Annotated in this window: 13 protein-coding genes and 1 pseudogene; 6 read left to right on the top strand and 8 right to left on the bottom strand. The window is 74.4% G+C overall.

Annotation, left to right across the window (positions count from 1 at the left end; genetic code table 11):
• Positions 1–2 precede the first annotated feature (2 nt).
• Both OG776_RS23240 and OG776_RS23235 read right to left on the bottom strand, forming a co-directional pair.
• On the bottom strand, positions 3–377 hold the full coding sequence (locus OG776_RS23240) for a VOC family protein (protein ID WP_148009035.1): 375 nt from the start codon (positions 375–377) through the stop codon (positions 3–5).
• 116 nt (positions 378–493) lie between these two features.
• Positions 494–1,948 (bottom strand): M1 family metallopeptidase, encoded by a 1,455-nt coding sequence (locus OG776_RS23235; RefSeq protein WP_443077280.1) that lies wholly within the window; start codon positions 1,946–1,948, stop codon positions 494–496.
• A gap of 7 nt (positions 1,949–1,955) precedes the next feature.
• Here OG776_RS23235 and OG776_RS23230 point away from each other — a divergent pair, with 7 nt between their 5' ends.
• The gene (locus tag OG776_RS23230) at positions 1,956–2,456 is read left to right on the top strand and encodes a hypothetical protein (protein ID WP_148009037.1); all 501 of its coding nucleotides are present in this window, start codon (positions 1,956–1,958) and stop codon (positions 2,454–2,456) included.
• Between the two features lie 39 nt (positions 2,457–2,495).
• Here OG776_RS23230 and OG776_RS23225 read toward each other — a convergent pair whose 3' ends face one another.
• Entirely contained in the window at positions 2,496–3,203 is a 708-nt protein-coding gene (locus tag OG776_RS23225; RefSeq protein WP_329322485.1) for a pentapeptide repeat-containing protein, read from the bottom strand.
• A gap of 126 nt (positions 3,204–3,329) precedes the next feature.
• On the opposite strand from OG776_RS23225, the gene OG776_RS23220 reads away from it, so the two are divergent.
• The 3 genes from OG776_RS23220 to OG776_RS23210 all read left to right on the top strand — a co-directional run bounded on the left by OG776_RS23220 (position 3,330) and on the right by OG776_RS23210 (position 7,201).
• Positions 3,330–4,496, top strand: a complete 1,167-nt coding sequence (locus tag OG776_RS23220; protein ID WP_148012913.1) for an NAD(P)/FAD-dependent oxidoreductase — start codon at positions 3,330–3,332, stop codon at positions 4,494–4,496.
• Between the two features lie 166 nt (positions 4,497–4,662).
• Positions 4,663–5,643: a zinc-binding dehydrogenase gene (locus OG776_RS23215; RefSeq protein ID WP_329322484.1), complete on the top strand. Its 981-nt coding sequence runs from the start codon at positions 4,663–4,665 to the stop codon at positions 5,641–5,643.
• Between the two features lie 67 nt (positions 5,644–5,710).
• On the top strand, positions 5,711–7,201 hold the full coding sequence (locus tag OG776_RS23210; RefSeq protein WP_261994918.1) for an MFS transporter: 1,491 nt from the start codon (positions 5,711–5,713) through the stop codon (positions 7,199–7,201).
• On the opposite strand, the gene OG776_RS23205 is transcribed toward OG776_RS23210, so the two are convergent.
• The 3 genes and pseudogenes from OG776_RS23205 to OG776_RS23195 all read right to left on the bottom strand — a co-directional run bounded on the left by OG776_RS23205 (position 7,190) and on the right by OG776_RS23195 (position 9,890).
• Positions 7,190–7,663, bottom strand: coding sequence for a GNAT family N-acetyltransferase (locus OG776_RS23205; protein WP_148012912.1), 474 nt, complete (start codon positions 7,661–7,663; stop codon positions 7,190–7,192). The two genes, OG776_RS23210 and OG776_RS23205, sit on opposite strands and share 12 nt — an antisense overlap.
• A 150-nt stretch (positions 7,664–7,813) precedes the next feature.
• Positions 7,814–9,226, bottom strand: a pseudogene (locus tag OG776_RS23200) (NAD(P)/FAD-dependent oxidoreductase).
• A 10-nt stretch (positions 9,227–9,236) separates the two neighbouring features.
• Positions 9,237–9,890: a rhomboid-like protein gene (locus OG776_RS23195; RefSeq protein WP_187285941.1), complete on the bottom strand. Its 654-nt coding sequence runs from the start codon at positions 9,888–9,890 to the stop codon at positions 9,237–9,239.
• On the opposite strand from OG776_RS23195, the gene OG776_RS23190 reads away from it, so the two are divergent.
• Positions 9,889–10,908 (top strand): aminoglycoside phosphotransferase family protein, encoded by a 1,020-nt coding sequence (locus tag OG776_RS23190; protein ID WP_443077279.1) that lies wholly within the window; start codon positions 9,889–9,891, stop codon positions 10,906–10,908. The genes OG776_RS23195 and OG776_RS23190 overlap by 2 nt on opposite strands.
• A 90-nt stretch (positions 10,909–10,998) precedes the next feature.
• Here OG776_RS23190 and OG776_RS23185 read toward each other — a convergent pair whose 3' ends face one another.
• Positions 10,999–12,735 carry an HEXXH motif domain-containing protein gene (locus OG776_RS23185; protein WP_329322482.1) on the bottom strand — a complete coding sequence of 579 codons (1,737 nt, stop codon included), beginning with the start codon at positions 12,733–12,735 and terminating at the stop codon, positions 10,999–11,001.
• 295 nt (positions 12,736–13,030) lie between these two features.
• Complete coding sequence (locus OG776_RS23180) at positions 13,031–13,201, bottom strand: hypothetical protein (protein WP_329322481.1); 171 nt, start codon at positions 13,199–13,201, stop codon at positions 13,031–13,033.
• A gap of 204 nt (positions 13,202–13,405) precedes the next feature.
• Between OG776_RS23180 and OG776_RS23175 the strand changes: the two genes are divergently transcribed.
• Positions 13,406–13,708 carry a trypco2 family protein gene (locus tag OG776_RS23175; RefSeq protein WP_148009040.1) on the top strand — a complete coding sequence of 101 codons (303 nt, stop codon included), beginning with the start codon at positions 13,406–13,408 and terminating at the stop codon, positions 13,706–13,708.
• The last annotated feature ends 1 nt before the right edge of the window (position 13,709 follow it).

Genomic DNA, 13,709 nt, shown 5'->3' with positions numbered 1-13,709 from the left:
GCTCAGGCGCCCGGGAGGAAGAGGCAGAACAGGTGGCCGTGCGGGTCGCGGAGGACCCGTACGTCCTCCTGCGGCTGGTACTCCTCCAGCGTCGCGCCCAGGGCGCGGGCCCGCTCGGTCTCCGCCTCCAGGTCGTCGACCTGGAGGTCCAGATGGGCCTGCATCTGCTGGGTTCCCGGGCGCTGCGGCCACACGGGGGGCGTGTGCCCGGTCTCCAGCTGGAAGCTGAGGCCGGGGCGTTCCCGTTCCGGCGCCCGCAGCCGGACCCAGTCCGGCTCGCGGTCGGCCTCCTCCCAGCCCAGCAGGGCCCGGTAGAAGTCGGCCAGCGCCGGCGGATCGGGCGTGCCGAGGACGAAGGCACCGAGGATCGTCGTCATGCCCCCACCCTGCCCCGGGCGCCCGCCCGCACGCGTCCGCCGCGTTCCGGGAGCCGGTCCAGAACGGGCCGACGCAGAACCGGGCCGACGCAGGACCGGGAGGACGCAGGACCGGTCTAGGGCCGGGCCGGTCTGCCGTCGCCGTACAGCCAGTCCTTCCAGATCTCCCCGAAGTCCTTGTCCGGCGCCTTCTTCTCGACGTACGCCGTGAAGTCGGCGGTCGACGCGTTGCCGTGGCGGTGGGCGGCCGCCCAGCCCTGGACGATGTCGTAGAAGGTGTCGTCGCCGACCGTCCTGCGGATCTTGTGGAGGACCATGGCGCCGCGCTCGTAGACGGGGCTGTCGGAGATGTGGGCCGGACCGGGGGGCCTCGCGGGCGGGAAGGCCCAGACCGCCTTGTCGTCGACGGCGGCGACGGCGCCGCCGACGTCGTGGTGGTCGCCCCGGTAGAGGGCGTCGAAGGTCTCGTCGGCCGTGTCGCCGTCGTGGTCCTCCTGCCAGAGCCACTCCGCGTAGGTGGCGAAGCCCTCGTTGAGCCACATGTCCCGCCAGGACACGGGGGTGACGGAGTCCCCGAACCACTGGTGGGCCAGCTCGTGGACCAGCGTCCCGATGTCGGGGGCGCCGGGGAAGAAGGGCCGGTTCTGGGTCTCGAGCGCGTAGCCGGCGACACCGGGCCGGTCGACGACGGCACCGGTCGAGGAGAACGGGTACGGGCCGAAGTTGTACGCCTCCCAGTCCATGACCTCCGGGATGCGGGCCAGCACCTTCGCGCTCGCCGCGCTCTGTGACGGGTCGACCGCGACGTACACGGGCAGACCGCCCTTCGTCCTGCCGCGGGTGATGTCGTAGGCCCCGAGGGCGAGCGTCGCGGCATGGCTCGCCATCGGTTCCGCGGTGTGCCAGGCGAACGTCCTACGGCCGTCCGCGGCCGTCGTCACGCTCCTCAACTCCCCGTTGGAGACGGCGCTCAGGCCCTTGGGGACGGTGACCGTGATGTCGTAGGACGCCTTGTCGGAGGGGTGGTGGTTGCCGGGGAACCAGGTCATCGAGCCGACCGGTTCGCCGAGGGCGACCGCTCCGCGGGCCGTGCGCAGCCAGCCCTCCCGCGAACCGTCCGGGTCGGTGAGCGTCTCCGGGGTGCCCGCGTAACGGACGGTGGTGCGGAACGTCTCGCCCCGGTCGAGGCCCGTGCGCGGACGCACCGTCAGTTCCTGGCCCGCCCGGCTCCAGCGGGCGTCCCGGTCGCCGACCTGGACACCGGTGACGTCCAGGCCCTTCAGGTCGAGGTGGAACGAGTCGAGGCCCCGGGTCGCCCGCGCGGTGATCCGGGCGCTGCCCCGCAGCTTCCTGCTCCCGGGGTCGTAGGAGAGGGTCAGGGCGTAGTGCGAGACGTCGTACCCGCCGTTGCCCGCCTTCGGGAAGTACGGGTCGCCCAGGCCCGGGGCGCCCGCCGCGTCGTCCCCGCCGCCGCACGCGGTGAGCGCGGAGGTGAGGGTGAGAACCAGCACGCACGGGACGATCACGGAAGATCGGGGCACGTCCGCGATCCTACGAGGCCATGACACCATCACCTACGTGCTCGACATCGGCTACGCCCTCTCCAACCGGTTCCCCGATCCCCCGCAGACCGACTACCGCCGCGCGGACGTCCGCGCCCTGCGCCACGACCTGTTCTGCGGCGATGTGTACCTCGCCGACACCAAGGCGGACCGCGAGGTGGCGACGGCCTGGGGATGGGTGCCGGTGCTCGACTTCGCCTGGGCGCTGTGCGACATCGTCGAACAGCTCGACCGGGACCCGCACGGCAGCCGGGCCTCCCGCCCGCAGCACGCGGAGCTCGACTTCACCGAGTCGACCGACCGCATGCTCTTCGAGCGCCGCTTCGGCTGGGTCGACATCGAGGCCGACTGGATGCACCGCGACGAGGAGCCGCTGACCTTCTCGCACTCGGCGCTGCGCCGGGAGGCCCGCGACTTCCTGCACGACCTGCTCGCGGACCTCACCGACCTGCACGAGGACCTGGCCGAGAACCCGGCCGTGTGGACGCTCCAGGCCCGGTTCCCGCGCGTGTCCTGATCCGCCGCGCGGCCGCGGTCCCCGGACCCGGCCGGGCCCTCAGTCCTCCCCCGTCCCGCCGTGCACCCGCACCCCGAGCGCCGCCGCCAGCACCGGGGCCAGATCGAGCAGCTGGGACGGGCTGATCACCGCGCCCGACAGGCGGTCCACGCCCCGCGCGATGTCCAGCTCCGCGGCGTGGCGCAGATCCACGTCGACCAGGGTCGCCCCGGTGAGGTCGGCGCCCCTGACGGCGCAGTCCACGAATGCGACGCGCTCCAGCCGGGCGCCCCCGAAGTCCGGCTCCACCAGCACGCACCCCTCGAAGACGACGTCCTTGAGGCGGGCCCTGCGCAGGTTCAGATAGTCGATCTTGCCGCCGCGGACCAGTACGCGCTCCAGCACGGAACCGTGCAACTGCACTCCGCCCAGGCGGGCGTCGACCAGCTCGACGTCGCGCAACGTCGACTCGGCGAGATCGGTGCCCACGCCCCGTACGCCCGTCAGGACCGAGTCGAGCACACGCGCGTGGTGCAGCCGTGTCTCGTCCAGCGCGCACCCCGTCAGAGCGCAGTCCATGAAACGCGCGCCCCCGCCGTCCTGGCCGGCGAAGTCCGCCTCCCGGAACTCCAGCCCGTCGTAGTCCCCGTCCGGCTCCAGGGGCGCGCCCTCGTGGGGCTCCAGCGGCGGCAGCCGTACCTCCGGCCGCCGCGCCCCCTTCACCGGGCCGCCCGCCCTGTCCGTCCCGCCCGCCGCTCTCCGCACCATGCCCCCATCCTGCACGCCCCCACTGACAACGCCTCCGACCGGCGAAGACGTCCCCCGATGTCACATTCCGGGCCGACGGACAGTCGTACCCGGAAAGACGACCCCGACCGCAGGGAGTGGCCGATCATGCACCACCTGACCGTCATCGGCGGCGGCCTCGCCGGACTCACCGCCGCGATCACCGCCGCCGAGGCAGGCGCCCGGGTCACGCTGTACGAGGCCCACCACACGCTCGGCGGCCGGGCGCGCACCGCCGACGGCCCGTACCGGACGAACAACGGCCCGCACACGCTGCACGGCGGCGGCCCGCACTGGACCTGGCTCAGGCAGCGCGGTCTCACCGGACCCCTCGCCCCCGCCGGGCCCGGGGAGACCGCCCGGCTGCGCCTGCACCACCGGGGTGTCCTGCGCCGTACCCCGCCCCTCGCCCTGCTCAGGCTGGTGCGCCGGGACGCCCGCCAGGCGCCGGTGGACGCGGACTTCCTGAGCTGGGCGAGCGCGCAGACGGGCGAGGAGGGCGCCCGCGCCGCCGCACACTTCTCGGCCGTCACCCTGTTCCACCACGATCCGGGAGCGCTCTCCGCGGCCTTCGTGCAGGAGCGACTGCGCCGGGCCGCCCGGCTGCCCACGGAGGCACGTCATCCGCGCGGCGGATGGGCGAACGTCGTCGACCGCATGGCCGCCCGCGCCTGGAACCTCGGCGTCCGGGTGGAGACGCTGGCCCGCGTCGACGCGCTCCCCGACCGGCACGGCCCGGTCGTCGTCGCCACCTCCCTGGACTCCGCGCGCCGCCTGCTGGGGGACGGCTCCCTCACCTGGACGGGCGGCCGGACCGCCCTCGTCGATCTGGCCCTGCGTACCCGGCGCGGCGACCCCTGCGCCCTTTCCGACCTGGACGCGCCCGGCCGGTTCGACCGGCCCACGGCACGGGACCGCACCCTGGCCCCGGCCGGGGAGCAGCTCGTCCAGGGCCAGATCCCGATCGCTCCCCACGAGTCGCGCGGTGACGGGGCCGCCCGCGCCGAGCACCTCCTCGATCTCGGCTTCGAGGGCTGGCGCGAGCGGGTGACCTGGCGGCGGGACGCGGTGGCGCTCGGGCGCACCGGAGCGGTCGACCCGCCGGGCACCACCTGGCGCGACCGCCCGGCCCTGGACCGCGGTGCCGGTGTCTACCTCGCGGGGGACCAGGTGGCCGCCCCCGGCATGCTCTCGGAGGTCTCCTTCAACAGCGCGCTCGAAGCCGTCGCCCTGGCCTTCGGGATCCGGGACCGCCTTGACCTCAAGCGCGCTTGAGGTCAGAGGCTGGGCTCCGCACCACGCTCGACGCCCGCACCCCGCTCGACGCGGGCAGCGCCGTCGGCACCCGCACCGCCGTCTGCACCCGCACCGCTCTCATGGCCCGCGCGCCCCCGCGCCGCCGGCACCGCCCGCCCCGCCCGCACCCCGAGGAGCCCTCCCGATGCACGCCGTCCGTCTCCACGCCTTCGGCCCGGCCGAGAACCTCGTCCACGAGCGGACCGACGACCCCGAGCCGGGTCCGGGCCAGGTCCGCGTCGCCGTGGCCGCGGCCGGCGTCCACCTCCTGGACGCCGCCCTGCGCGCGGGGGTCAGGGGCCCCGCGCCCGCCCCCGCCACGCTCCCCACCGTCCCCGGCCGCGAGGTCGCGGGCACGGTCGAGTCGCTCGGCGAGGGCGTCCCCGGCCACTGGCTCGGCAGACGGGTCGTCGCCCACCTGGGCTTCGCGCCCGGCGGCTACGCCGAACTGGCCGTGACCGACGTCGGCCGCCTGCACGGGATACCGGAGAACCTCGACTTCGCCCAGGCCGTCGCCATGATCGGAACGGGCCGTACGGCGCTGGGGATCGTGCAGTTCACCGAGTGGGGTCCGGACACGGTGGCCGTGATCCCCGCGGCCGCGGGCGGCCTCGGCACCCTTCTCGTGCAGTACGCCCGGCACGCGGGCGCCACCGTGATCGGCGTCGCGGGCGGCCCGGAGAAGGTGGCCCTGGTCCGGGCGAACGGCGCCACCCTGGCCGTCGACCGCCGGGACGACACCTGGCCGGCCCAGGTCCGCGACCACCTCGGCCCCCGGACCGCGACGGTCGTCCTCGACGGTGTCGGCGGCGCCACCGCCCGCGCCGCCGTGGACCTGCTCGGCCCCGGCGGCACCCATCTCGTCTTCGGCTGGTCCGCCGAGGGCATCCGGGACGGCGGCCCGCTGATCGTGCCGGGCGTGACCGAGCAGGTGCTCGGTCCCGCGATGCTGCGCAGGGCGGGCGGCCCCGACCCGCTGCGCACCCTGGAGCTGCGGGCCCTCGCCGAGGCGGCCGCCGGCCGCCTCACCCCGGCCCTGACCCGCTTCCCGCTCGCCTCGGCGGCCGCCGCCCACCGTGCCCTGGAGGCCGGCACCACCGTCGGCAAGGTGGTCCTGGAGCCCTGAGCGGGCCCCCCTCGCCGGGCACCCGCCGAAAGGTGCGCCCCCCACCGATCCATGGTGTTCTGGGCAGGTGAGTGTCACCCGCACAGGTGAACCCGCGGGCGTTGATCCGCACCGCTGGTGGGGTCTGGTGATCATCGCTCTCGCCCAGTTGATGGTCGTCCTGGACGCGACCATCGTGAACATCGCGCTTCCCTCCGCACAGCGTGACCTGGGCATGTCCGACGGCAACCGTCAGTGGGTCATCACCGCGTACACCCTGGCCTTCGGCGGCCTGCTCCTGCTCGGCGGCCGGATCGCCGATCTGGTCGGCCGCAAACGGACGTTCGTCATCGGGCTGGTGGGTTTCGCGGCGGCCTCGGCGCTCGGCGGCGGTGCCACCACCGCCCCGATGCTCTACGGCGCCCGCGCCCTGCAGGGCGCCTTCGCCGCGCTCCTCGCCCCGTCCGCGCTCAGCCTGCTGACCACCACCTTCAGCGATCCGAGGGAACGCGGGAAGGCCTTCGGCATCTACGGCGCCCTGGCGGGCAGCGGCTCGGCGATCGGACTGCTCGCGGGCGGCCTGCTGACCGAGTACCTGAACTGGCGCTGGTGCCTGTACGTCAACGTCCCCGTGGCCGTCGTCGCGGTCGTCGGCGCGACCGCCCTGCTGCGCGACCGCCCCGGCCACCGGGGCGTCCGTCTCGACGTGCCGGGCGCGGTGCTCGGCTGCGGCGGCCTCGTCGCCCTCGTCTACGGCTTCAGCGAGGCGGAGCCGCGCGGCTGGACGGACCCGCTGGTCCTCGCCCTGCTCGCGGTCGGTGTCGCCCTGCTCGCGGTCTTCGTGTGGTGGCAGAAACGGGCCTCCAGCCCCCTGCTGCCCCTGCACGTCGTCCGGGACCGCAACCGTGCCGGCTGCTTCCTGACCATGGCGCTCGCCGTCATCGGCATGTTCGGCATGTTCCTGTTCCTGACCTACTACCTGCAGGTCGTCCTCGGCTACTCGCCGGTCCGGACGGGCCTGGCCTTCCTGCCCCTGACGGTCGCCATCGTGGTCGGCTCGACACAGATCTCCGCACGGCTGCTGCAGCACGTGGCACCGCGTGTGCTGATGGTCCCCGGCACCCTCGTCGCGACGGCCGGGATGCTGGTCTTCACCCGGCTGACCGTGCACACCGACTACACCGGCCGGCTGCTGCCCGGCATGCTCGTGATGGGACTCGGCATGGGCCTGATCTTCATGCCGATCTTCGCCACCGCCACCGCCGGGGTCGCCCCCCGGGACTCGGGCGTGACGTCGGCCACCGTCAACACCTCGCAGCAGGTCGGCGGTTCCATCGGCACGGCCCTGCTGAACACCGTCGCCACCACCAGCGGCGCCGGTTACATCGCCGGCCACCTCACCGACCCCGCGCACCGGGCGCTGGTCGTCCGCGAGGGCCTCGTGCACGGCTACACGGTCGCCGTCTGGTGGGCCTGCGGCATCATGCTCCTGGCCGGCCTGATCGCCGGCCTGCTCGTCACCGCCAAGGCCCCGAAGCACACGCTGGGGACGGCTCCCGTCCCCGAGTCAGTGCCCTGAGCCCAGCTCCCGCAGCGCCCCGTCGGTCAGCCGGTACACCGTCCACCCGTCCTGCGGACGCGCGCCGAGCGCCTCGTAGAAGTCGATGGAGGGCCGGTTCCAGTCGAGCACCGACCACTCCAGCCGCTCGTACCCGCGCGCCACGCAGATCCGCGCCAGCTCGGCGAGCAGCGCCCTGCCGTGTCCGGCGCCCCGGGCCCCGGGACGCACGTAGAGGTCCTCCAGGTAGATCCCGTGCACACCGCGCCAGGTGGAGAAGTTCAGGAACCACAGCGCGAACCCGACCACCTCCCCGGACTCCTCCGCGACGTGCGCGAACGCCGCCGGGTACTCGCCGAACAGCGCCTCGCGCAGCTGGGCGGGGGTGGCCCGCGCCTCGTCCGGCGCCTTCTCGTACGCGGCCAGTTCACGGACCATCGCGTGGATCACGGGGACGTCGGCGGGGGTGGCGGTACGGATCATGGGCGCAGTGTCACACACCGGCCGCGCCTCCGGCCGCGGGTGGTGGCGTCGGCCGGCGCCACCCGGCCGGCCGGCCGCGGCCCGGCCCGCCGAAGCCACGCGTCCGAAGCCACCTGTCCGAAGCCGCGACCGCGCACGGGGCCCGCCCCGTCAGTGCCGCCCGGCCACCCGGTCGGCCATCCGGGCCAGCCGGGACGACCGCGCGCTGTGCGTGGTCAGTTCGCGGCGGTCCGCGGTGCGGTAGGTCGCGTACATGCCGTGCACCCCGATTCAGCGGAAGGGCTCCGGCTCCCACTTGCGGACCTTGTGACCGACCCAGGGCAGGCCGGTCAGCTCGGTCGGGCCCGCCCGCCCCGAGTCCAGCCGGACGAGGTCGCGCAGGGTACGGGCGGCCAGGTTGGTGGTGGCGACACCGGAGCCGACGTAACCGCCGGCCCAGCCGAGGCCGGTCGTCCGGTCCAGGGTGACCGTGGCGCACCAGTCGCGCGGCACACCGAGGACGCCCGACCAGGCGTGCTCCACCCGGACGCCGGCCAGGGACGGGAAGAAGCGGACCAGGATCGCGCGGAGGGCATCGACGGTCGCCTGCTGCGTCCCGCCGTCGTGGTCGGTGCGCGAACCGAAGCGGTACGGGACTCCCCGCCCGCCGAGCGCGATGCGGTCGTCGGCGGTGCGCTGCGCGTACATGTACGCGTGGGCCATGTCGCCGAGCGTCTCGTGGCCCTCCCAGCCGATCCGCGCCCACTGCTCGGACGACAGCCGCTCGGTCGCGATCATCGACGAGTTCATCGGCAGCCAGGTGCGCCGCTGGCCCTTGAGCGAGGCGGTGAAACCCTCCGTGCAGCGCAGCACGTAGGGGGCGCGGACCGTTCCGTACGGCGTGACGGCGTGCCCGGGACGGATCTCCGTCACCGGCGTCCGCTCGTGGATCGCCACCCCGAGCGCCTCCGCGGCCGCGGCCAGGCCCTTCACCAGCTTCACCGGGTGCAGCCGCGCCCCGTGCGGCGTCCAGGCCGAGCCGACCGCGTCCGCCACCCGGATCCGCTCGGCGGTCTCCCGCGCGCCGTACAGCTCGCGGTCCCGCTCCCCGTACGACAGCTCGTGCTCGTGGAAGGCCTTCAGCCGGGCCAGCTGCGCGGGCGTGTACGCCACCTCCAGGACGCCGCCCCGGTGGACGTCCGCCTCGATGCCCTCCCGCGCGGCGACCCGGACGACCTCGCCGACCGTCTCGTTCATCGCCCTCTGCAGACGGACCGCCGCCTCGTGGCCGTGCAGTCCCGCGTACCGGTCGCGGCCCGCGACACCGTTGTAGAGCCAGCCTCCGTTGCGCCCCGACGCGCCGTACCCGCAGAACCGCTGCTCCAGGACGGTGACCCGCAGCGAGGGCTCCGCCCGCTTCAGGTAGTACGCGGTCCACAGGCCCGTGTAGCCGCCCCCGACGATCACGACATCGGCGCTCGCGTCGCCCGGCAGGGGCTCGCGCGGGACGGGCAGCCCGTCGTCCGCGTACCAGAAGGAGATGCCGCCGTTGACCGTGCCGCTTCCCGTGCCGCTGCTGCTCATGGCCGGGACGTTAACCCCTGGGAGCGGCCAGTGTCTCCTTCGGATTCCGTGCTTTTTCGCGGCCTCTGACCAGCGGATAGCAGCCCAGACCGATCACCACGGAGAGGAAATGCCCGCATTGCGACAGGGTGGGGGTGCCGAGGACCGGCAGCCCGTAGAAGACCAGGACCGCGGCCAGATACGGATACCGCCAGGGCGCCGGGATCCGGTACGTGAGCACGGCGATCACTCCCGCCAGCGCGTAACTCACGCCGATGTCCAGGGTGTTCACGGCGGACTCCGGTGCCAGCCCGCGCCGTACCGCCTCCAGCAGCGCCCCCTCGCTGGCGAGCGTGGCGAGCACGTGCGAGGCCACGCACACGACGAGCCAGCGCAGGGTGCCGAGCCAGCGCTCCGCCCGCGCGTGGAACACGGTGAAGAGGAAGGCGTACGGGAACCAGTAGCCGCCGTCGATCCACATCGCGCTGGAGAACAGCACCCGCAGCGGGTCGTTGGACAGCTCGTGGATGTTGGTGGACCGCTGCCGCAGGAAGTCCTCCTCGAACTCCGGCGACATGTGGTGCAGGGCCACGGTGGTGACGAAGAGCACGGCCAGCCATATGTAGGTGCCGGGGGCGCTGCGCAGACGGCTCCCCACGAAGCGCCGGATCCGGTCAAGACGCATGGCCCTCCGCTCCCCCGCGCGTAGGGTCGGCCGCGTGATCCACGTCCCGGACGCCCTCGCCGCCTCGCAGGACCGGTACAACGGAGCGGCAGGCCGTGCCTTCGTCGCCGCGCTCCCGGGGCGGGCGGCCCACTTCCTGGACCGCTGGGAACTGCGCCCCGACGGCCCCCCGATGCACGGGGTGACGGCGCTGGTGCTGCCGGTGCGCCGGGCCGACGGGACCCCGGCGGTGCTGAAGTTCGCGTTCCCCGACGAGGAGAGCGCGGGCGAGCCGCTCGCGCTGCGCGCCTGGGGCGGCCGCGGCGCCGTACGGCTTCTCGGCCACGACCGGGCCACCGGCACGCTGCTGCTCGAACGGCTCGACCACACCCGTATGCTGACGCACCTTCCCGACACACGCGAGGCCGTCCTCGTCGTCGCGCGGCTGCTGGCCCGGCTGACGGCCGTGGCGGCCCCGGAGGGGATGCGCCGGCTCGGGGACATCGCGGCGGACATGCTGGAGCGCGTACCGGGTGCCCTCCGGCGGATTCCCGACCCGTCCGACCGGCGGCTCGTCGAGGACTGTGCCGCGGCGGTGCGCGAGGTGGTGACCGAGCCGGGCGACCGTCTCCTCCACTGGGACCTCCACTACGACAACGTCCTGCGCGGCCTCCACGACGAGCGACACGACGGCCGACACGGCCACCACACCGGCAACGACAACGCCGCAGCCGACCGTGGCGACCACGGCCACGACGAGCGCGCCGCCGGGCCCGCGCCCTGGGTCGCCATCGACCCCAAGCCGCTCGCGGGCGACCCCGGCTTCGAGCTCTGTCCCGCGCTCTGCAACCGCTTCGAGCCCGGCGAGGTCCGCCGGCGCTTCGACGCGATGACCGACGTCATGGGTCTGGACCGTGCGCGGGCCCGCGCCTGGACCCTCGGCCGTGTTCTACAGAACACTCTGTGGGAGATCGAGGACGGGCGCCCGCTGGAGCCCGTTCACCGCGAGATCGCCCGCCGGTTGCTGCGGGTCAGGTAGTCGGCGTGTCCGCCATTCGTGTCACGGACGGCCGGGGTGTCATGGCGCGTCCGGCGCCGGGAGCGTCCCGCCGGGGTCCGGCGGGACGGCTCACACCGGGCACTCGGGAGCGAGGGCGCGGCCCAGTTCCAGCGGGTCGGCGCGCCCGCCCAGCGCGGTGTGCAGGGCCATCGCGAGTTCCGGGTGGGCCAGCAGGCCCTCGCCGGCCCGGTCCGCGCGGGCCCGCGCCGCCAGCCCGAGTCCCACCCAGGCGTCGGCGTCCGGGTCCCCGTCGCGGACGACGCGCGCACGGAACCCGGCGAGCGCCTCCTCCGTACGCCCCTCCACCAGGGCGATGTCCTCGGGGAGCGCGCCCGTGACCACGGCGCCGGGAGCGTCCCGCAGCGCGGCGAAGCCGGCCGGGTCGGCCAGCAGCCACCGCAGCAGCACCGCCCGGGTGTCGAACCCCCGGGACGGGCTGCCGGGGACGGTCGCCGGGTCGGGGGCGGGCGGGAGCGGTTCGCCGCGGGTCCAGGCGGCCGCGTGCGCGCGGACCGTCTCCGCCGCGGGCCGCAGATGGTGGGCGCGCCAGCTCGCCCGGTGGTCCGCGACGGCGACCGCGGCCGCGGCCCTGGCCCGCACGTCGACCGGTTCGTCCAGCCAGGGTTCGACACGCCGGGTCAGCTCGGCCACCAGTCGCCGCCCCCGTTCGGTGAGTCCGTCCGCGGAGCCGACGGCGCGCAGCGCGTGCGCCGTCTGACCGCGCCACAGCGCGAACTCGAACTGCCCGAGGAGGTGGACGCGCCGCCGCCAGAACGCGGTGACCCCGAAGAAGGCGTACACCCCTTGGAGCAGGCCGCCCAGCGGCCGCGGGTCGTCCCGCCAGGGCGCGTAGTGCAGCCGGTCGTCCCGGTCGTCGTAGAGGGTGAACAGGTGCATGAAGGCGCTGAGTTTGTTGTGCTGGAACTCGTGCACCAGTGTCGAGGCGAACTGTTCGGCGTCGTCCGGTGCCGAGGCCAGGGCGGCGCCGAAGGCATCGCCCGAGGACGCGCTGTGCGGCCGGAACCGCTCGGCGCGCGGGCGCGGCACCACCGAGACCAGTCCGCCGGCGAGCGCGCGGGCGGCCTCGGCGTCGGTGCGCCGCAGGATGTCCCAGGCGGGGGCGAAGAGCCGCTGCCACTCGGCCGCCGGGGCGACGGGTGCCACGGGCCCCGGTTTCCGCAGGCCGCCGTACGGGTCGGTGTCGTCCAGGAGCAGGGTGCAGCCGGCCGCGCGCAGCTCCGTCACGGGGTTCCAGTCCGGTCCCTCCAGGCGGCGCCCGCCGATCCGCACGTCTCCGGCGGAGGCGGCGACCTCGGCCACGTCCCAGTCCGCCGGACCGGGTACCCGCATCGCCCCGAGCATGGGCAGGACCGCCCAGCCCTGCCGGACCGGGATCCCGGTACGGAACTCCAGGCCGGCCCGGATCGCCGCGGCCGCGGCGACGGCGTGGAGGTGTCCGGTGTCCACCCAGAGGGGTGCGTCGCCGTCGGCGGTCCCACGCAGGCGGCGCAGCGTGTGCGACGCCCAGACACCGACCGCCGGATATCCGAGCAGTGCCTCCACCGCCCGCCGGGCCTGCTCGGACACGGCCCAGGCGCGGGAGAGCAGCCGCCAGCCCTCGGCCGGGTGAGGCAGCGGTCCGGGTGGCGCCGTCGCCGCCGAGTCCAGCAGGGCCCGTACGACGAGCAGCCGCCAGCTCCGCTCGCTGCCGCGCAGCAGGTCCACCGTCGCGGGGCCGCCCCCGCCGCCCAGCAGTTCGTCGAACGACTGCGGTGAGAGGACGTGGGGACGAGCGGTCTGGTGCATGGAAGTGCCTGTTCGTTGCCGCTGGTTCGGTTCCGCGCGTTCGTCGCCACGCGCTCGCTGCTGTTCGTCCGGCGCTGCCGGTCCGATACGCCTGTTCGGTAGGCCTCGGTAGGCCTGTTCGGTACGCCTGGTGCCTGCTCGGTTCCGTAAGGGCGGTGCGGTCCCACGGGACCGTTGCCGCCGGTCCGTTGCCACCGGACCGTCGTAGCCGGACCGTCGCCGCCGATGCGATTACGGCCGGGAAGGGAGCGGCGGCGCCTCGGGGCGTCGCCCGGCCGCCCCGCCGCTCCGGCGGCTACGGCTCGCGCTGCGGGTTGTAGCCGCCGAGGCTGCCGGCCGGGTCGTCGATGCGGCTGAGCAGCCGGCGCATGGAGCCCGACGCGGACGGCAGGTCCAGATGGGGCCACGCGTCCAACGGAACGTCGCTGAGGTCGATCAGCTCGGACTCGACTCCGGACTTCTCCATGGCGGCGCCCCTGTGACGGTGAGGTGAGGGTGTGCGATCAATGCCCTATCTATCACTGAAATATGGCTTTTTCAGGGATTTCAGGCTGCTCGAGTGACCCTAGTGCATCCGACAGGTCACCCAGAGCCACACCGCGCAATCACCCCGGATCGGGTGACGGCCCCGGACCGAGTGGCACGCGGGCCGTACGGGTAGGGACCGGGGGTGATTGAACTCGCGGAAATGATCGAGGAGTTGCGCAGGGAACTGACCACGGCCCGGACGGCCGCGGAGGGGGAGGATCTGTACTTCGAGGTGGGTCCCGTGGAACTGGAGGCGGCCGTGGTCGTGGAGCGGTCGGCGACGGCGGGCGGGAAGATCCGCTTCTATGTGATGGAGGCGGGCGCGGACGGCCGCGTGGCCGACAGCGTCACGCACCGGGTGAAGCTGACCCTCGATCCGCGCACCCGCAGCGGTGGCGGGCGAGCGCCGTGGGTGGGCGGAGCCGAGGCCCACGGGGAGCGCTGAC

It is taken from the genome of Streptomyces sp. NBC_01689 (genome assembly GCF_036250675.1).
GTDB lineage: Bacteria > Actinomycetota > Actinomycetes > Streptomycetales > Streptomycetaceae > Streptomyces.
Note: the sequence above shows the minus strand (reverse complement) of the source record. Positions and strands in the feature narration are given on the sequence as shown.

Excerpts from the sequence above, each read along its gene's own strand:
- OG776_RS23240 (WP_148009035.1), bottom strand. The coding sequence starts at position 377 with ATGACGACGATCCTCGGTGCCTTCGTCCTCGGCACGCCCGATCCGCCG.
- OG776_RS23235 (WP_443077280.1), bottom strand. The coding sequence starts at position 1,948 with ATGGTGTCATGGCCTCGTAGGATCGCGGACGTGCCCCGATCTTCCGTG.
- OG776_RS23225 (WP_329322485.1), bottom strand. The coding sequence starts at position 3,203 with ATGGTGCGGAGAGCGGCGGGCGGGACGGACAGGGCGGGCGGCCCGGTG.
- OG776_RS23220 (WP_148012913.1), top strand. The coding sequence starts at position 3,330 with ATGCACCACCTGACCGTCATCGGCGGCGGCCTCGCCGGACTCACCGCC.
- OG776_RS23215 (WP_329322484.1), top strand. The coding sequence starts at position 4,663 with ATGCACGCCGTCCGTCTCCACGCCTTCGGCCCGGCCGAGAACCTCGTC.
- OG776_RS23205 (WP_148012912.1), bottom strand. The coding sequence starts at position 7,663 with ATGATCCGTACCGCCACCCCCGCCGACGTCCCCGTGATCCACGCGATG.
- OG776_RS23190 (WP_443077279.1), top strand. The coding sequence starts at position 9,889 with ATGGCCCTCCGCTCCCCCGCGCGTAGGGTCGGCCGCGTGATCCACGTC.
- OG776_RS23195 (WP_187285941.1), bottom strand. The coding sequence starts at position 9,890 with ATGCGTCTTGACCGGATCCGGCGCTTCGTGGGGAGCCGTCTGCGCAGC.
- OG776_RS23185 (WP_329322482.1), bottom strand. The coding sequence starts at position 12,735 with ATGCACCAGACCGCTCGTCCCCACGTCCTCTCACCGCAGTCGTTCGAC.
- OG776_RS23180 (WP_329322481.1), bottom strand. The coding sequence starts at position 13,201 with ATGGAGAAGTCCGGAGTCGAGTCCGAGCTGATCGACCTCAGCGACGTT.